This is a genomic window from Microtetraspora sp. NBRC 16547, from assembly GCF_030268965.1.
Taxonomy (GTDB): Bacteria; Actinomycetota; Actinomycetes; order Streptosporangiales; family Streptosporangiaceae; genus Microtetraspora.
The window spans coordinates 126,517-144,592 of the sequence record NZ_BSSE01000011.1 but is presented as its reverse complement, the minus strand read 5'-3'; the positions used below and the strand labels follow the sequence as shown (position 1 = coordinate 144,592).

The 18,076-nt window shown below is 65.1% G+C and carries 18 protein-coding genes; 1 reads left to right on the top strand and 17 read right to left on the bottom strand.

Translation table 11 applies throughout. From position 1 onward, the window contains the following. Nucleotides 1-7: 7 nt before the first annotated feature. The 9 genes from QSK17_RS17220 to QSK17_RS17180 form a co-directional block, all read right to left on the bottom strand. The gene (locus QSK17_RS17220) at nucleotides 8-1,231 is read right to left on the bottom strand and encodes an acyl-CoA dehydrogenase family protein (protein WP_285705823.1); all 1,224 of its coding nucleotides are present in this window, start codon (nucleotides 1,229-1,231) and stop codon (nucleotides 8-10) included. Then, complete coding sequence (locus tag QSK17_RS17215) at nucleotides 1,231-2,289, bottom strand: phosphotransferase family protein (protein WP_285705822.1); 1,059 nt, start codon at nucleotides 2,287-2,289, stop codon at nucleotides 1,231-1,233. Before QSK17_RS17215 ends, QSK17_RS17220 begins: the two co-directional genes overlap by 1 nt. Before the next feature lies 1 nt (nucleotide 2,290). Continuing rightward, complete coding sequence (locus QSK17_RS17210) at nucleotides 2,291-2,512, bottom strand: hotdog family protein (RefSeq protein ID WP_285705821.1); 222 nt, start codon at nucleotides 2,510-2,512, stop codon at nucleotides 2,291-2,293. Nucleotides 2,513-2,537: 25 nt separating this feature from the next. Continuing rightward, nucleotides 2,538-3,278, bottom strand: a complete 741-nt coding sequence (fabG, locus tag QSK17_RS17205; RefSeq protein ID WP_285705896.1) for a 3-oxoacyl-ACP reductase FabG — start codon at nucleotides 3,276-3,278, stop codon at nucleotides 2,538-2,540. Between the two features lie 47 nt (nucleotides 3,279-3,325). Then, nucleotides 3,326-3,970 (bottom strand): HAD family hydrolase, encoded by a 645-nt coding sequence (locus QSK17_RS17200; RefSeq protein ID WP_285705820.1) that lies wholly within the window; start codon nucleotides 3,968-3,970, stop codon nucleotides 3,326-3,328. 193 nt (nucleotides 3,971-4,163) lie between these two features. Beyond that, nucleotides 4,164-4,946, bottom strand: a complete 783-nt coding sequence (locus QSK17_RS17195; protein WP_285705819.1) for an SDR family oxidoreductase — start codon at nucleotides 4,944-4,946, stop codon at nucleotides 4,164-4,166. A gap of 1 nt (nucleotide 4,947) precedes the next feature. Next, nucleotides 4,948-5,703 (bottom strand): SDR family oxidoreductase, encoded by a 756-nt coding sequence (locus QSK17_RS17190; protein WP_285705818.1) that lies wholly within the window; start codon nucleotides 5,701-5,703, stop codon nucleotides 4,948-4,950. 28 nt (nucleotides 5,704-5,731) lie between these two features. Beyond that, nucleotides 5,732-6,949 carry an acetyl-CoA C-acetyltransferase gene (locus QSK17_RS17185; protein ID WP_285705816.1) on the bottom strand — a complete coding sequence of 406 codons (1,218 nt, stop codon included), beginning with the start codon at nucleotides 6,947-6,949 and terminating at the stop codon, nucleotides 5,732-5,734. Nucleotides 6,950-7,006: 57 nt separating this feature from the next. Continuing rightward, the gene (locus QSK17_RS17180) at nucleotides 7,007-8,152 is read right to left on the bottom strand and encodes an acyl-CoA dehydrogenase family protein (protein WP_285705815.1); all 1,146 of its coding nucleotides are present in this window, start codon (nucleotides 8,150-8,152) and stop codon (nucleotides 7,007-7,009) included. Nucleotides 8,153-8,267: 115 nt separating this feature from the next. Here QSK17_RS17180 and QSK17_RS17175 point away from each other — a divergent pair, with 115 nt between their 5' ends. Further along, entirely contained in the window at nucleotides 8,268-8,903 is a 636-nt protein-coding gene (locus QSK17_RS17175) for a TetR/AcrR family transcriptional regulator (protein WP_285705814.1), read from the top strand. 198 nt (nucleotides 8,904-9,101) lie between these two features. On the opposite strand, the gene QSK17_RS17170 is transcribed toward QSK17_RS17175, so the two are convergent. The 8 genes from QSK17_RS17170 to QSK17_RS17135 all read right to left on the bottom strand — a co-directional run bounded on the left by QSK17_RS17170 (nucleotide 9,102) and on the right by QSK17_RS17135 (nucleotide 17,830). Further along, nucleotides 9,102-10,331: an MFS transporter gene (locus tag QSK17_RS17170; RefSeq protein WP_285705812.1), complete on the bottom strand. Its 1,230-nt coding sequence runs from the start codon at nucleotides 10,329-10,331 to the stop codon at nucleotides 9,102-9,104. 167 nt (nucleotides 10,332-10,498) lie between these two features. Continuing rightward, nucleotides 10,499-11,533, bottom strand: coding sequence for an LLM class flavin-dependent oxidoreductase (locus tag QSK17_RS17165; protein ID WP_285705811.1), 1,035 nt, complete (start codon nucleotides 11,531-11,533; stop codon nucleotides 10,499-10,501). 76 nt (nucleotides 11,534-11,609) lie between these two features. Further along, nucleotides 11,610-12,638, bottom strand: coding sequence for an ABC transporter substrate-binding protein (locus tag QSK17_RS17160; RefSeq protein WP_285705810.1), 1,029 nt, complete (start codon nucleotides 12,636-12,638; stop codon nucleotides 11,610-11,612). Nucleotides 12,639-12,709: 71 nt separating this feature from the next. Continuing rightward, nucleotides 12,710-13,276 carry an ABC transporter permease gene (locus tag QSK17_RS17155; protein ID WP_285705809.1) on the bottom strand — a complete coding sequence of 189 codons (567 nt, stop codon included), beginning with the start codon at nucleotides 13,274-13,276 and terminating at the stop codon, nucleotides 12,710-12,712. Between the two features lie 308 nt (nucleotides 13,277-13,584). Then, nucleotides 13,585-14,370, bottom strand: coding sequence for an ABC transporter ATP-binding protein (locus tag QSK17_RS17150; protein ID WP_285705808.1), 786 nt, complete (start codon nucleotides 14,368-14,370; stop codon nucleotides 13,585-13,587). A 549-nt stretch (nucleotides 14,371-14,919) separates the two neighbouring features. After that, a complete protein-coding gene (locus tag QSK17_RS17145) occupies nucleotides 14,920-16,320 on the bottom strand; it encodes an NAD(P)(+) transhydrogenase (Re/Si-specific) subunit beta (RefSeq protein WP_285705807.1) in 1,401 nt (466 codons plus the stop codon). Continuing rightward, the gene (locus QSK17_RS17140) at nucleotides 16,317-16,634 is read right to left on the bottom strand and encodes an NAD(P) transhydrogenase subunit alpha part 2 (RefSeq protein ID WP_285705805.1); all 318 of its coding nucleotides are present in this window, start codon (nucleotides 16,632-16,634) and stop codon (nucleotides 16,317-16,319) included. Before QSK17_RS17140 ends, QSK17_RS17145 begins: the two co-directional genes overlap by 4 nt. Nucleotides 16,635-16,636: 2 nt before the next feature. Beyond that, entirely contained in the window at nucleotides 16,637-17,830 is a 1,194-nt protein-coding gene (locus tag QSK17_RS17135) for an NAD(P) transhydrogenase subunit alpha (protein ID WP_285705895.1), read from the bottom strand. Between the last annotated feature and the right edge of the window lie 246 nt (nucleotides 17,831-18,076).

The window sequence follows — 18,076 nt, the reverse complement described above, 5'->3', positions numbered from 1 at the left end:
GGCGCTCTTAGTTAGTTACTGTCTGCCGCTTAAGTTCGTTGCGGGCCAGTGAGTTCTTGTGCACCTCGTCTGGGCCGTCGGCGAACCGGAGCGTTCGGATCCCGGCGAATGCGGCAGCGAGGGGGAAGTCCTGGCTGAGACCACCGGCCCCGTGCACCTGGATCGCCTTGTCCAGGATCCATTCCACGGTCTTGGGTGTGGCAATTTTGATGGCCTGGATTTCAGTGTGGGCGCCCTTAGTACCGACGACGTCCATCAACCAGGCGGTCTTGAGCACCAGGAGCCGCAGCTGTTCGACCCGAACCCGAGACTCGGCGATCCAGTCGCGGATGACTCCCTGCTCGGAGAGGGGCTTGCCGAAAGCGACCCGCTCCGAGGCGCGCCGGCACATCAGCTCGATCGCCCGCTCCGCGACACCGATCGACCGCATGCAGTGATGGATCCGGCCCGGACCGAGGCGTGCCTGCGCGATCGCGAACCCCTCCCCCTCGCCGCCGATCAGGTTCTCGGCGGGCACGCAGACATTCTTGAGCTCGAGTTCTGCGTGGCCACCGTGGTCGTGGTCGTCGTACCCGAACACGTGCATGCCGCGCCTAACCGTCACTCCAGGCGTGTCACGCGGGACCAAGATCATCGACTGCTGCCTGTGCCGGTCCGCCGTCGGGTCTGTTTTCCCCATGACGATGAAGATCTCGGCGTTGGGGTTCATGGCCCCGGTGATCCACCACTTGCGTCCGTTGATGACGTAGGAATCGCCGTCCCTCTCGATGCGGGTGCTGATGTTGGTCGCGTCGGAGGAGGCGACGTCGGGCTCGGTCATCGCGAAGGAGGACCGGATCTCACCGGCCAGCAGCGGGTGGAGCCACCGCTTCCGCTGCTCTTCGGTACCGAACATGGCCAGCACTTCCATGTTGCCGGTGTCCGGCGCAGCACAGTTGAGTGCCGCGGGAGCGATCCGGGAGCTACGTCCGGTGAGCTCGGCCAGCGGCGCGTACTGCAGGTTAGTAAGTCCGGCACCGAACTCTCCCGGAAGGAAGAGGTTCCACAGTCCACGTTCCCGCGCCTCGGCGCGCAGCTCCTGCAGCACCGGGACCGTGGACCAGGCCCAGGGGTTCTCGAGTGCGGCAAGCTGTTCGTCGAACACGGGCTCTGCGGGGTAGATGCACTCGTCCATGAAGGCGAGCAGCCGTTCGCGCAGTTCCTCGGTCTTGGCGTCGAATGCGAAGTCCATCAGTGGTTTTCCCTCACTGAGTCGAGTCCGGCTTTGATCAGGGGCTCAACGGCGGTGCCGACCGTGTCGAACCCGGCTCCGACGGTCTTCCCTTGGATGTGGCGGTAGTGGATGCCCTCGAGGATCACGGCCAGCTTGAAGTAGGCCAGCCCGAGGTAGAAGCCCATATCCGTCAGGGGCCGGCCACCGGCGACGGAGTAGCGATTCATGATCTCGCTGTCGGAGAGGTAGCCGGGTGCGGTCGAGACGTCGGATACGGCGTAGTCGATCCCGGATGTCGCCAGACGCTGGTAGACCAGCATCAAGGCGAAATCGGTCAAGCAGTCCCCGAGTGTTGCCATCTCCCAATCCAGCACCGAGACGACGTCGTCCGAGGTGTCGACGAGCAGGTTGTCGAGCCGGAAGTCCCCGTGCACGATCGCGGGGGCCGACAGCCCGGGCACTCTCGCCAGGAGCAGTCGGTGTAGCTCCTCCGCGCCGGCCAGGTCCCGGCTGTACGATGCGTCGAGCTGCTTCTTCCAGCGTCGTACCTGCCGCTGCAGAAACCCGTCCGGCCGCCCGAAGTCGGACAGTGCGACGGCCGCCGGATCCACAGCGTGCAGAACGGCGAGAGTGTCGACCATCCGCGTGCAGATCGCGCGAGTCCGATCCCGGCCGAGCGGCTCGAGCTGGGAAGCCGTCCGGTACGGCGTCCCCTCGACCTTCTCCATCACGTAGAACGGTGCACCGATCACGCCGGGGTCCTCACAGAGCGCGTACGTCCGCGGAACCGGGACGTCGGTGGGACCAAGCGCGGAGATCACACGGTACTCCCGGGCCATATCGTGCGCGGTGGCGAGCACGTGCCCCAGCGGGGGCCGACGCAAGATCCACTCGCTGGCACCGTCACTCACCAGGTAGGTGAGGTTCGACTTGCCACCGGCGATCACCTCCGCTCGGAGCGGGCCACTGACCAGCTCGGGCGCGGCATCGGCGAGGTACGCCGAGACCCGGGCCAGATCCACGCCGGGAGGGTCGTCGTGGCTCGGGGCGATGTCGCGCTTGTCCTGGCCTGGCATGTCAGGCCACCACCAGCAGGACGGTCTCGGCCACGCAGGCGGGCTTGTCACTGCCCTCCCGTTCGACGATGACACGGACGGTCGCCCGGGCACCGTTGGCGCCGCGGGTGACGTCGAGAAGCTCGGCATCGATCTGCGCCTGGGTGATCGTGTGCCAGTCGCTGTAGCCCAGGTGGGCGCCGACGGCCTTCTCGAACTCCTCGACACCCGTGAACGCCTTCATCAGCGCCTCCTCGTCATCTCCGCCGTCAGGCGCGGGGCCCGCCGGCAACGTAGATCACCTGACCGGACACGAACGAGGCCTCCTCGCGCGCGAAGAACGACACCGTCGCGGCGATGTCCGTGGGACGGCCGACCCGTCCGACCGGGATCTCCGCGGCGGCCGCCGCTTTGAAGTCCTCGAACGGCACCCCGACCCGCTCGGCGGTGGCGGCGGTCATCTCGGTCTCGATGAAGCCCGGCGCGATCGCGTTCACTGTGATCCCGAACCTGCCCAGCTCGATCGCCAGCGTCTTGGTGAACCCCTGCAGGCCAGCCTTGGCCGCGGCGTAGTTGGCCTGGCCCCGGTTGCCGAGAGCGGAGGTGCTGGACAGGTTCACGATGCGCCCCCACTTCGCCTCGGTCATGTGCTTCTGCGCGGCTCTGCTCATCAGGAACGACCCGCGCAGGTGCACGCCCATCACCGCATCCCAGTCGTCGGCGGTCATCTTGAACAGCAGGTTGTCCCGGATGATGCCAGCGTTGTTCACCAGCACCGTCGGAGCGCCGAGCTCCTTGGCCACCCTCGCCACCGCGGCCTCCACCGCCTGCTCGTCAGCCACGTCCACGCCGACCGCCAACGCGTTGCCACCGGCGGCCGCGATCTCCTCCACGACCGGCTTGCACGCCGCCTCATCCAGGTCCAGAACCGCCACGGCGAAGCCGTCCTCGCTGAGCCGTTTCGCGACCGCGGCGCCGATGCCGCGTGCGGCCCCGGTGACGATTGCGATGCGGCCCAGCTGCTGGTTCTGCTGTTCGTTCACTTGGTCTCCTCTGGTTATGCGACTTCGTGGATGCCCGTGACGAAACGGGCAAGCTCCGTACGAGTTGACACGGCGTCGGTGTGCCAGATGGTGTGAAGGCCAATCCTGGCCGCACCCTCGACGTTGGGCTCGGCGTCATCGACGAACACCACCTGATCGGCGGGGAGCGCGAGACGGTCGAGCGTCAGATAGAAGATGTCGGTGTTCGGTTTGCGCATGCCCACCTCTCCGGAGATGACGACCGGGTCGAACAACGCATCGAGCCTCTCCCTCGGGTAGATGTTGCCCCAGCTGTTCGACAGGAGCCCCACCCGCAGCCCGGCGTCCCTGAGCTCCTCGATCAATGCGAACATGGCCGGGTCCGGGCGCATGTCGGCGAACAGCCCGGACAACAGTCCGCCTCGGGGCACCGGTGAGCCGTCCATGAGGGTGAGTTCGGCGGCGAAGATCTCGTCGAACTCCTCGGCGGTCAGCTCACCGGTCTCCAGGCGGTGGATCGGCGTCCCTGCAGGAGCCGACCGGGAGAGCCACGACTTCAGAGTGCGGGAGAACGACCCCGGGTCGATGCCGTCACGCTCCAGCCACGCCGCAATCGAGTCCCGCACCGGTGTGGTGAGCACACCGCCGTAGTCGAACACGACAGCCCTGACTGTTGCCATGCCGGTGCCGTTCACGCCGGACTCCCGTCAGCGACGGAGACAATGCCTGCGGCGGCATGCACCAGCACGTTCCCCCCTCCAATAGGGCTGCGCCCTGCCGTCCAGGAAGTCGGTGGCGCGCCTAGGACCCGCGCCAGCAGGTGCTCGGGCCCTGGCGCGCCGGACTCACCCAGATCGTGCACCCGCCAAGCCCTCATACCGTGCCCGTCCTCTCGTCGATGCGGCGCTGCAACTTGTTCATCCCCGCGAGCCAGTGGTCGGTGCTCGTCGCTCGGCGTTCGTAGTACCTCTTCACCTCGGGGTGCGGGAGGACTAGGAACCGGTCGTCTTGGAGCGCCGCCCACACCTCGTCGGCGACCTGTTCCGGTTCGAGCGCGGTGTCGTGGCTGAGCAGCTCCTGCAGCGGCCCGGTGCCGGCGAGCATCTGAGTCTTGACCCCCTGGGGACAGATTGCCTGCACAGTGATTCCCCTGTGGCGGTAAGTGACCGACAGCCATTCGGCGAAGGCGACGGCGGCGTGCTTGGTCACCGAATACGGCGCGCTGCCGATCATCGTCAGCAGACCGGCCGCCGACGCGGTGACCACGAACCGGCCGCCTCCGGCCTCCAGCCACTGTGGCACCAAACGCCGTGCTGCTCGGACATGCGCCATCACGTTGACCTCGAACCCCTTGGACCAGTCGTCCTCGGGTGTGTTGAGACCGCAACCGGTGTCGATGCCGGCGTTGGCGAAATAGACGTCAACCGCGCCCAGTTGGTCGGTGGCGGTCTGGACCAGTGCGGCGACTCCGTCCTCGCTCGCGGCGTCACCCGGGGCGGCGTACCCACCGATCTCCCGCGCGATCGACTGCGCGGCGTCGGCGTCGAGGTCGTTGACGACGACACGCGCGCCCTCGGCTGCCATGCGAGCCGCGATCGCACGCCCGATGCCGTGACCGGCACCGGTGACGATCACCCCCTTGCCCGTCACGTCCATGTCATACGCCTCCGGTGAGGGTCAACCCTCCGTCGACCACGATGAGCTGACCGGTGAGCCACCCTGCATCCTCAGAGAGCAGGAAGGCCGTCACGCCGCCGATGTCCTCCGGCATGCCGAGCCGCTTGAGCGGGTATGCCGACGCCACCTGCTCCTCCTTGCCCTCATACAGTGCGGTCGCGAACTTCGTCTTCACCACGGCCGGGGCGACGGCGTTGACGCGGACGCCGGGACCGAGCTCGACCGCGAGCTCCTGGGTGATGTAGGTCAGCATCGCCTTGCTCGCGCCATAGAAGCCGATGCCCGGCGCCGGCTTGACACCGGCTACCGAGGACACATTGACCACAGTGCCGCCGTGCTCCCCCATCCAGGCGCGGTACGTCTGCTGGACCCACGACAGCGCAGCGAGGCAGTTCACCTCGAAGATCTTGCGTGCCGCGTCGAGGTCAACATCGACCATGGGCCCGTAGACCGGGTTGATGCCAGTGTTGTTCACCAGCATGTCGATGCTGCCGAACGCCTCCAGGGTTCGCTTGACCGTGTCCGACTGGTGGTCGACGTCATCGCTCCTGCCGGCGGACGCGACCGCGCGCTCGGGACCGCCGAGAGCCTTCACCGCCTCGTCGAGCGCCTCCCGCTTGCGGGCGGTGATGCAGACCCTCGCGCCCTCGGCCACCAGTCGTTCCGCGATAGCGAAGCCGATGCCGCGGCTGGCACCGGTCACGATCGCCGTCTTTCCCTCGAACCTCTTCCTCATCTACGCCCTTCCTTGATTGCTCGCGCTCTCAGCTCAGGCGCTCCAGGATCATGGCCATGCCCTGCCCGCCACCCACGCACATCGTCTCCAGGCCGAACTGCTTGTCGTGGAACTGCAAGGAGTTGATCAGAGTGCTGGTGATCCGGGCACCCGTCATGCCGAAGGGGTGACCGACCGCGATCGCGCCGCCGTTGACGTTGAGCTTGTCGACGTCGATGCCCAGGTCGCGGGCGGACGGGATGACCTGGGCGGCGAAGGCCTCGTTGATCTCGACGAGGTCGATGTCGCCGATGGTCATCCCGGCACGGGCAAGCGCCTGCTTCGACGCCTCGACCGGGCCGAGGCCCATGATCTCTGGTGAGAGCCCAGAGACACCCGTGGCGACGATCCGGGCGAGCGGGGTGAGCCCGAGCTGCCGCGCCTTGGTGTCGCTCATCACGACCACCGCGGCGGCTCCGTCGTTGAGCGGGCAGCAGTTGCCCGCGGTCACGGTTCCGTCCGGCCGGAACACCGGCTGCAGCCGGGCGACGGCCTCCATGGTCACGCCCGCCCGCGGGCCGTCGTCCTTGCTGACCACGGTGCCGTCCGGGAGCGTCACCGGGGTGATATCGCTCTCCCAGAACCCGTTGGCGATGGCCTTCTCGGCCAGGTTCTGACTGCGGACACCGAACTCGTCCTGCTCGGCCCGGGTGATCCCCTTGAACTGCGCGACGTTCTCCGCGGTCTGCCCCATCGCGATGTAGACGTCCGGCAGGTCGCCGTCCTCCCGGGGGTCGGACCAGATCTGGCCGCCAGCAGCGAACCTCCCGGTCCGGGCCCCGGCCTCGGCGAACACCAGGTTCTCCGTGTCCGGCAGGGTGTCGGCGTTGCCCTTGGTGAACCGGCTGACGGTCTCCACCCCGGCGGAGATGAAGACGTCCCCCTCGCCCGCCTTGATCGCGTGCATCGCCATGCGGGTGCTCTGCAGGCTCGACGAGCAGTACCTGTTGACCGTCGTACCCGGGACGTTGTCCAAGCCCAGCAGCACCGACACGACGCGACCCATATTGAAACCGGACTCACCGCCAGGCTGGCCGCACCCGAGGATCAGGTCGTCGATGTCGGCTGTATCCAGCTGGGGCACCTTGTCCAGCGCCGCGCGAACCATCTGCGTGGCGAGGTCGTCTGGACGCATCTCCTTCAGCGACCCTTTGAATGCGCGGCCGATCGGTGAGCGTGCGGTGGCGACGATGACTGCCTCGGGCATGGGTTTCCTCTGCTTTCCAGATTCTTGTCGGCGATCAGAGACCGGGTTCCCGGGCGATCAGAGACCGAGTTCCCGGCCGATGAGCTCCTTCATGATCTCGTTGGAGCCGGCCCAGATCTTGGTCACGCGGGCGTCGCGCCAGGCGCGGGCCACGCGGTACTCGTTCATGTAGCCGTAGCCGCCGTGCAGCTGGACACAGGCGTCGAGCACGTCGTTCTGCACCTGTGCGGACCACCACTTGGCCTTGGCCGCGTCCACCGCAGTCAGCTGTCCCTCGACGTGAGCCATGACCGCCTGGTCGACGTACGCCTGGGACACCTCGATCTGCGTGACGAGCTCAGCGAGCAGGAACTTGTTGTGCTGGAAGGAGCCCACCGGCTGCCCGAAGGCCTTGCGCTCCTTGGCGTACGCGATGGTCTCCTCGAGGATCTGCGCGGCGTGGGCGATGTTGGAGACGGCCGCGCCGAGACGCTCCTGCGGCAGACGCTCCATCATGTGGATGAAGCCGCGATCGATCTCACCGATGACGTTCGCATGCGGTACCCGGACGTTGTCGAAGAACAGTTCGGCGGTGTCGGACTCGATCTGCCCGACCTTGTCGAGCTTGCGGCCGCGGGTGAAGCCGTCCATCCCCGTCTCGACACCGAAGAGCGTGATCCCCTTGGCCTTCTTCTCCAGGCTGGTGCGAGCGGCCACGACCACCAGATCCGCGGAGTAGCCGTTGGTGATGAAGGTCTTGGAGCCGTTGAGCACCCAAGTGTCCCCGTCACGCACTGCGGTGGTGCGCATTGCGGCGAGGTCCGAGCCACTGCTCGGCTCCGTCATACCGATCGCGGTGACCAGCTCTCCGGAGCAGAACTTCGGCAACCACCGCCGCCTCTGCTCCTCGGTGGTGAGCTCCACCAGGTACGGGGCCACCACGTCGTAGTGAATGCCGAGACACGAGGACAGCGCCACTGTCACCTTGGCCAGCTCCTCCCCCAGAACGGCGTTGTAGCGATAGTCCCCTGCAGAGGAACCGCCGTACTCCTCCGGGACATCCAGCCCCAGGAAGCCCTGCTTGCCCGCCTCCGTCCAGAGGTCCCGAGGGAACGTACGGTCCTCGATGAACTGCTCCGTGCGCGACCGCACGTGCCGGTCCAGGAACTTCTGGACCGAACTGCGGAACGTCTCGTGGTCGGAGTTGTAGATGCTGCGTCTCACACGGAACCCCACTCGAGCCGACTGACTAAGCGCTTGCTTATAACTAAGCGTTTGCTTATCGTTCTCCATTTGCGGCATCCTTGTCAACACCTCCACCGCGAAGGCGAAGGAGCTTATGAGTCAGGCCACAGCAGGCAATGACGCGCCGGTCGACCGTCCGGCGACGAGGGAGACCCGGACCGAGAGCGCCCGCAGTCGGCTGATCGCCGCTGCGGTGGAGTCCTTCGCAGCCAAGGGATTCCACGGCACGACCACCCGCGACATCGCATCGGCGACTGGCATGAGCCCGGCGGCCCTCTACGTGCACTACAAGTCCAAAGAGGAGTTGCTCTACCTGATCTCGCGGTCGGGACACGACGTCACGCTGCAACTTGTACGAGATGGTGTGGCGAGCTCGGACGACCCGGCGGAGCAGCTCCTCGCGATCATCCGTGGGTTCGTTGTCTACCACGCCCGCGGCCACACGAGTGCACGTGTCGTCAACTACGAGTTGGCCGCTCTCAGCCCAGAGCACTACGAGGAGATCATCGCCATCCGGCGCGCCATCGATCGGGAGATGCGCCTGCTCGTGGAAGCCGGCGTCGCCGGCGGTGTTTTCCATACCTCCAACCCGCGCATGACCGCGCTCGCGCTACTTTCGCTCGGGATCGATGTCGCCCGGTGGTACCGCGACGAGGGCGAGTGGAGTGACAAGGACATCGCCGACCACTACTGCGAGCTCGCTCTGCGCATCGTCGGAGCACGCAGATAGGACGGTTCGAGGATCGCCCGTCGGGCGTCGCTGATCGACGAACTCACGGCGAGGCTGCGTGAACTCGACCAGGCGATCGATCATCTGCGGACCACCCGCACGACCCCTTCTCTCGCTCGCCGACGAAGACGACGCCGAGCCGACCGCACCACCTCCCGCGCTTCCCGACCACTCCGCCTACCAGCAGATTCCTCAGTATTAGACGCGCTCTGGACGCAGGCCCGGCGCTCGGGTGACCAACGTCAGGAAGGCCGCTACGATGCCCAGGCAACCGAGCACGGTGTAGGCCAGGGTCGGGTGCCCCGGCCCAGCCGCCGAAACCACGATCCACGGTCCCACCAGCCCGCCGACACTCCACCCTGACAACATCCGCGCATAGATGACGCCCGCGTACTCCATCCCGAAATACTCACTGACCGTCGCGGAGACGACTCCGAACACTCCGCCGTAGCACCAATACGCGATCGCTGCGACGGCGAAGAAAAGCAGCTCGTTCGAAGCGTGCGGAATGAAGAGCACACAACTTCCCGACAGGCAGTTCAGAAACGTGAGGGCCGGCACCTGGCCGACTCTCGTCGCGATCCTTGTCCAGGCAACCGGACCGCAACCGTTGACAAGCGAGAGTACGCCAACGAGCAGGGCTGCCCTGGACACGGAGAAACCAGCGATTTCCTGTGCACTGGCGGCTGTCCGTGAGATCAGAGCGAGACCAATGCAGGTATTGAGGGCCAAGATCACAGTGAGCAGATGCCACTGCGGGGTCCGCAGCGCCTCTGCCGGGGTGTAGCCGCTCCGCTGATCAGTAGCCCTCGGTCCCTCGGGCATCGAACCGGCCGCATTCGCGCCCACCATGGCCTTGCTCGCGGGCGGAGCGCTCAAGAGCACCGATCCGACCAAGACCAGGGCCAGGTAGGCGATACCGAGTGGCAGCAGGGCAACAGTCGGAACTTCGGGATTTTGCCTGAGCAGCCACTGGCCACAGACCGCGGTGCACAAGGCTCCCAGACCGAATCCGAGACCTGTCACCGCGGTGATGATCATCCGCTTGTCGAAGAACCACTCCTGCAGCAGCGAGATCAGCGCGAAGTAGGCGATCCCGAGGCCAACGCCTCCGATGAGCCCATATCCCAGCGCTATGCCCCACCAGTATCCGGGAGTTGTCACGAGCGAAGCGAGCACCACACCAATCGCAAACAGGACTCCCCCGATGAGGATCGGAACGCGAGGCCCCAGCCGCCGTAGCCGGGCACCGGCGACGGAACCGATGAAGACCATGCCGATGAGCAGCTGGAACGGCAGGACTGCCTGCGCTGTGCTCAAGCCGAAGGCCTCGTCTTGCTGGAGAGCCGAGCCAACGACACTCCACGCATAACCAGAACCGAGCGCCAGCTGGACCAGAACCCCACCACACGCAACACGCCAGCGCATACAGCGGCCCTCGCCTCATCCAGCGCAGAACTGCATGCCAGGTCGGCCTGCATGGGGCCGTCCACCACCGCGGATGGCGTCGGCAACGGCGGTCTTGGAAGTGCCAAAGCGATTGCGAAACCTACGCAATCTGCTCATGAGGGAGACCTTCGACAACGCGGCCCCGCTCAGGAGAATCGGTCGGACGCACGCAGCGCTGGCAGCACGTGGCCGGCCACATCGTCGATCAGCGCGTGCGGCACCTCGTAGCTCCCCAGGTGACGCAGGTAGACCTCGGTGACTCCGGCACGTTCCAGTTCCTGGATTCGCTGAGTGACGATGGCGGCTGGACCGAACAAGCAGAACTCCTCCGCGAATCGCAGGGCCACCTCATCCGAGATGACATCGTCCAGCCGCGCGATCGCGTCGTCCAGGTCCTCGGCATGGGAGTAGTCGGGGTAGGCAGCAGGCGGAATCCGGGCCGGGTCGATTTCGATTCCGGCCCGCTGCAATGCCGCCGCACCGCCGGTGAGCACCACCGTGGCGCACAGGGGCTTCAGCATCCCGGCGTCGCGTTCCGGCTCATCCGTGACATGGCAAAAAGCGGCCACAACTGTCTCGAACCCGTCCAGGGAGCGCCCGACGCGCGCGGCGCCCTCCTGCAAACGGACGATATTCTGCTCGACCAGGCGGGCCGACGCACCCCCCAGCAGCAAGGCTCCGTCGCCGATTTCCCCGGCCAGCGCCACATTCTTGGGCCCGCTGGCGGCCAGGATAATCGGAACCACCCCTTGGGCGTCGCGCAGGTGTACCTCTCGCCCCCCGAACTTCCAGTCATTGCCCGAAAGAAGCGTACGGACGAGCTCCACACCTTCCCGCGTTTCCACCTGCCGTGAGGGGCGCTCGCCGATGAGCTTTACGGCACTGTCCCCCGTTCCCAAGGCCAGCCGGACGCGACCTGGAGCAATCTCCACAACTGTGTTGACTGCTGAAGCCACGACCGAGGGGTGTCGGGTCCTCAAGTTCGACACGCCGGTTCCGAGCTGAATGGTCGATGTCGCTGCGGCTGCGAAGGCCATCGCGGCATAGGTGTCCCGCCACAGCAATTGCGAGTCCGGCACCCAGACCGCGCTGAAACCGCGTTGCTCGACCTCCTTGACGGCCTCGCCGAATTCGATGAGCGATTGGCATGCAGGAATCCGAACGCCAACACGGATACTCATTTACCCTCCAAACTCACGTAGATGTAGCCATGCCCTGGTCCACGCACCAGACTAGAGTCTTGTGGTAGGAATCGCCCTACCGGGCGCCGGCGTCGACCACAGTTTTGTAATCGGGGACTGTGTCGATGAGGTTGAGATCCTTCATGTGCTCCCATAGGCGCAGCATCCCGCTCTCGGACACCCTGTATCCGAAGGTCGAGATATTCAGTGGACTCATGAGCTTGCGGGCGGTCGCCTCGTCCACGCCCATGAATTTCTGCACATGGGGGAGGATCTCGTCTAGGTTTGCATCATCCTGGAGATAGGCGAACGTCTCCTTCATGGCTTCCTGGAAGGCGCCTATGGAATCGTGCTTCTTCTGAATGGTGCCGCGAAGGGCCCACCACATGTTGAAAGGCCACTGCAGTTCTTCCGGCTTACCAGTCCTCATGTCGACCAGGAATTTCGCATCACCCTTGAGAACCGTCTGCGTCAGCAGCGGCTCCGGAGCGAGCAAGGCATCCACCTGACCGGTCTGGATGGCGGTTGCCATGGCCTGAGCAGTACCGAGCGCAAGCCAGATAACATCCTTGTCCGGGTCCATATCCGCGGCCTTAAGCATGATCCGGGTGATGTTCTCCAAGCTGCTTCCCCGGGCCGGGACGCCGATCTTCTTACCAGCCAGATCACGCATGGCCTCCGGGTAGCCGCTGTCGAGGTTGGGCGTCGGCAGGTCGGAGCGGACGATCAGGCTGTTGATCTGCTTACTAGTGTTGCCACTGACCACAACTAGATCCGGGCCACCCTTGGCTGCGCGCGCCAAGGTGACGTTGTCCGTGCCGTTGAGCATCACATCCGCGGATCCGGACAGGACAGCAGAAGTGCCTGCCGGACCGCCCTGCACGTTGAGCAGAGTGACCTCAAGACCGTGCTTGGCGAAGATCCCGAGTTCATCTGCGAGTACAGCAGGCAGGCTCTGCATGGCACCCGGGAAGATGGCGATCTTGAGATGCTTGTCGCCGCCACCGCCAGTCCGATCACTAACACAAGCGGTCGAGAAAACAACCAACGCGACGGCAACCGCGAGGATTCCCAGAATGCGCCGACTAAGTCTGAATATGTGCACGCTGAAACCCCTCTTCAGAATCGGGGAAAATGAGGTTTCCTAGGTTGAAGGGCAAGGATGAAGCCGGAGATCTACTGCCATCGCAGGATTCTGTTCTCGACAGCGCCGACCACCGCGGTCCCGGCGACTGCCAGCAACGACAGGCAGATCAGTACACCGAAGACCCCCTGGACTTGGAAGAGTCCGGCGTAGTATTGCAGAAGTTGGCCCATACCGGCTTGGGATGCCAGCATCTCAGCGAGCACAACGCCCAGCAGAGAATAAACGACCGAAAGTCGTAGCCCGGCGAAAATTGCCGGGACGGCGGCTGGCAGAATTAATTTGGTGAACATTTGCAGCCGGTTCGCGCCCATGACATGGCAGATCGTCTTGAGGTCCGGGTCGATCGCCTTGACCCCTGCGTGCGTGTTCAGGACGAGAATGAAATAGCCCGTGCTGATACCCATCATGACCTTCGAAGTCTGGCCCAAGCCAAACCATAGAAGGAACAGAGGCGCCAGAGCGACTCTCGGCATCGCATTGGCGATCGTGAGGTACGGATCCAGCACAGCATTCAATCGGGGCGAGACCGACAGCACCAGGCCCGTCACGATTCCGGCGAGAGAGCCCACCACAAAGGCAATGAGGGTCGCCGTCACAGTGGCTTGGACGTGTGGCCAGATATCTCCGCTGGACAAGGATGAGACTAGAAAGCGGGCGACATCCCACGGGGTGCTCACCAGGAATGGGTCAACCCAGCCCAAGCTCGTGGACAATTGCCAAAGACCACACACGAGGACCAGGACACCAATGCGGAGTGCCTGGGTCGTCAGATTCCCGTAGAGACGCCAGTTTCGACTCGGCGCCGGGGGCGGTGGGAGCGCAGCGTCGCCACCGCTCGCGGTAGCCGACTCTTCGTTCCCCTTGGTCTCGCTGTACGTTTTCGGGACAGTACTCACTTGCGACCTCACGCGTGATCGACGTCCTGCTTCAATTCCATCCACATTCGTTCATGGATGTCCCGATACCGTTCATCGAACCTTAGGGTTTCTAGATCACGCGGACGAGGCAACTGGATCTCGAGGTCTGCCTTGATCCGCCCTGGCCTGGGGGAGAAGACAACGACACGGTCAGCCATGAGAATGGCCTCGGCAAGGTCGTGAGTCACGAGGACAGCAGTCGTACGTGTCTGCTCCCAGATCCGGACGAACTCTTCCTGGTGAGCCAGCTTGGTCTGTGCGTCCAGAGCAGAGAACGGTTCGTCCATGAGGACAAATTTCGGCTTCAGCGCGAAGGTGCGGGCCAGTGCGACCCGTTGGCGCATGCCTTGCGACAAGTGGCTGGGGTAGCTCTTGGCGAAGTCCTTAAGGCCCGTAAGTTCGAGCAGCCTAGCCGCAGTATCGGCGCGCTCCTGGCGCGGTGCTCCCCTCAATTCGAGGCCTAGTTCAACGTTCTTCTGCGCTGTCCGCCACGGAAAGAGGGCTGCCCTGGCCAACATGTAGGCAACGTCGCGGTCCGGCCTCGTCGCCAACTCTTCACCGCGGTAGACCTTTCCATGGGTTGGCTGAACCAAGCCGGCAATCATGTTGAGGAGCGTGGTCTTACCACACCCGGAAGGTCCTACCAGCGCCAAGAACTGTCCGGCACGGGCTTCGAGAGAGACATCGCTCAAGACTGGGGTGTATTCCTTCGACCCTGGTTTGGCGAAATAATGGGTTACGCCTTCAATGCGTATGCCCGATGGGGGGTTCACCGGACAACACTCCTTCCGGTCACGTGGATTCGGTAGACGTGGACATCCAAGTGCGAGCTATATCGTCGGTGCGGCAGACGTGCGCACATGCATGATCGGCCACGACCAGGGCTGCCGTTTGTTGAGAAGGAGTTCCTGCGGCGCAGGCGTCTGAAGGAAGGACTGGGGCGCAGAGACCGTTCCCGGCTGAAAGGAGCAATCTCTTACCATTGATGGGTGGCCCCCTGGGTCGATTTGCCCTGAAGACTTCTGAATGTCGTGTACGCTACCTGAGCCACCTTGATGGCGTCTACAGCCGTTCGGCTGCCAGGGCGATAAACGTTCCTTATAGCCGGGCACGTACTGACGGGTCAGCCTCGCCCCGGTTCGAGTGGTCCGCGGCCCAAGCTCTGCAGAAGTCGAGCGCACCCGTCGAACCTCACCCGCTGCAGCTCGACGGTGAAGATCGCCCGGGAGCCGCCCGGTCTGGGCTGGACGGGGTTCACCATGTCGCTACGCACCTTTCGTCACATCCGCCGCGAGGACGGGGTCGCGCGGACGGGTGTGGGATCAGTGGGCGGGCACTGTGGCTTCGAGTTCACGGACGAGCCCATCGGCCACGCCCTTGGCATCGCCGAACAACATCAACGTCTTGTCCAGGTAGTACAGGTCGTTGTCGACGCCGGCGAAGCCGGGACTCATGCCGCGTTTGACGACCATGACCGTCCTGGCGGCGGCGACGTCGAGGACCGGCATCCCGTAAATCGGGCTGCTGGGATCGTCCTTGGCGGCGGGGTTGGTGACGTCGTTGGCGCCGATCACCAGCGCGACGTCACACTGGGGGAATTCGCCGTTGATGTGATCCATGTCGAGGATCCGGTCGTACGGCACATCAGCCTCGGCGAGCAGCACGTTCATGTGGCCGGGCATGCGTCCGGCCACCGGGTGGATCGCGAACCTGACCCGGGCCCCATGCCGTTCGAGGACGTCGGCCAGCTCACGGACCTTGTGCTGAGCCTGTGACACCGCCATACCGTAGCCCGGGACGACGATGACCTCGCGCGCGGTCTCCAGGAGCATCGCCGCTTCCTCCGGCGTGGCGCTGCGATGCGGCCGTTCCTCGGCCACACCCGCACCGCTGCCCGCCGTCGCCCCGAAGCCGCCGAACAACACGTTGGTGAACGAGCGGTTCATCGCCCGGCACATGATGATCGACAAGATCAGCCCGGACGCGCCGTCCAAGGCACCAGCGATGATCAGCAATTGGTTGTCCAGGACGAAGCCCATGGCCGAGGCCGACAAGCCGGCGTAGGCGTTCATCAGCGAGATGACCGTGGGCATGTCCGCGCCGCCGATACGCAGCACCAGCAGGAGTCCGAACACCAGCGCGAGCGTGATCAGCAGACCGAAGGCCAGCGTGTTCCGCGGATCCGCCACCACGACCGCCCCCGCGGCGAGTGCGGCCACGAAGACAGCCAGGTTCAGGGCGTTCTGCCCCGGATAGACCATGGGCCGGGTCGGCAGCAGCTCTTGAAGCTTGCCTGCCGCGATGAGGCTTCCGGTGCATGTGAGGAAGCCGAGCAACACCTCGAGTACCAGTGGGATGCTTGTGGCAACGGTGAGGTCGCCACGGTGTTCCAGGTAGTGGCCGAAGCCTACGAGTCCGGCGGCCAGCGCCCCGAAGGCGTGCGAGAGGGCGATGCGCTGCGGCATGGCCGTCATCGGGGTCCACAGCGACAGCACGACGCCGAGCACGGCGCCCACCGCCATCGCGGCCACGATCCACGTGTAGTCGATGATCTCTTTGTTCAGGAGCGTCCCGACGATCGCGAAGAGCATTCCCGCCTCGGCGGCCCGCAGACCCCGGCGCGCGCTCCGCGGCTGAGTGATGCCCTTGAGACCGAGGATGAAGAACCCCGCCGCAGCGAGGTAGCAGATCGGAACGACGATGTCGTTGAGCGTGTTTCTCATGACCGCTCCCCCGCTGTCGTATCGGCAGTCCGGCGCGGTGTCCGGAACATCCGCAGCATGCGGTCCGTCAGCACGAAGCCGCCGACAACGTTGAGCGTGGAAGCGCACACGGCCACCGCGCCGAGAATCTTCGCGGTCATGGTCGCCTCGCCACCGGCAAGCACCAGGCTCCCCACCAGCGAGATGCCGGCGATCGCGTTCGTCAAGGACATCAAAGGCGTGTGGAACAGAGGCGGGACACGACGGATGATCTCAAGACCGAGGAAGGTCGCGAGCAGCAAGACGAACAGCCCTGACCACAGTTGCTCAGACACGATCAGCTCCTCACGGGCGAGGTGGAGGGGGTGACATGCTCGGACTCAGCGTTCTCCTCAGGGCCCAGCCTCTGCAGGACGGCGGGGTGGACCACCGCACTCTCATGGGTCACGAGCGTTTCGGCGATCAGTACGTCGTCGAGATCGAGTTTCACTCCCTCGGAGTTCAGAATCAGCTTGAGGAAGTTGCTTATGTTCTTGGAGAAGAGCTGGCTGGCATGTGGTGCCAGGCCGGCCACGATGTTCGATGGCCCCAGGACGTGCACACCCGCAGCAAGCACCTCCTCGTCCGGACGAGTGACCTCGCAGTTGCCGCCCTGGGCTGCGGCGATGTCGACCACTACCGAACCCGGTGCCATCCTCCGCACCATCTCTTCGGTCACGATCACCGGCGCACGGCGACCAGGAACCTGCGCGGTGGTGATGACGATGTCGGACGAGGCCACCGTCGCCGCCAGCAGTTCCTGCTGCCGCCGGTAGAAGTCCTCCCCCATCGCCGCGGCGTACCCCCCTCCCGCGGAGCCTTCGGAGGTGTCGAGGGGAAGCGCGACAAACATCCCTCCGACGCTCTCGACCTGCTCACGGGCTTCGGGCCGGACGTCGTACGCAGACACCAGTGCGCCCAGACGCCGCGCCGTGGCGATCGCCGACAGACCTGCGACACCAGCGCCGACCACCAGCACCTTCGCCGGAGGAAGCGTCCCAGCTGCGGTGGACATCATCGGCAACACCTTGGCCAGTCGTTCCGCCCCCACCAAGGCGGCCCGATAGCCCGCGAGGACAGCCTGCGAGGACAACACGTCCATCGCCTGCGCGCGTGTCGTCCGTGGCAGCAGCTCCAAGCAAAACGAGGTGACCCCCGCCTTCGCCACTGCCTGCGCCGCGGCAGGGTTGCCCAGGGAGTTTCCTAGACCCACCGTCACGTGCCCCGGGCGCAGCCCCGCTGGGACATCCTCGCCATCACCCCGGTCGGCGCCGTAAGCCCTGACCTGCACAAGCACCTCAGCCGCGAGCACCTCGTCCTTACCGCCTGTGCGGGCTCCCCGCGCCTCGTAGTCCTTGTCACGGAACCCCGCGCGTATACCGGCTTCGTGCTCGACAACCACCTCGAATCCTGCCTGCACCAGGGCCGCAACATCCTGCGGCACCAGCGACACCCGCGGCTCGTCCGAACGCTCCCGAAGAACACCGATCACTGTCAATGGCCGCTACCTCTCTCTGCGTCTGCTGATCGTTTACGGTTGCTAGTGCCGTGACCGGCAAGGTTTGCCCGGACGGAGCGGTGTCCAGGGTGGTGCATCGCAAGGCGGAGGAGGAGGCCGTAGCGGAGCCTGCGGCCGACAATCCCGGGCCCCCGGAAAGTCCGAGCTTGCGAGGACTTTTCGTGGGAGGGGCGACAACGCGGCGGGGCGCCGCCCTGGGCGACGCGACGGGGCAAAGAT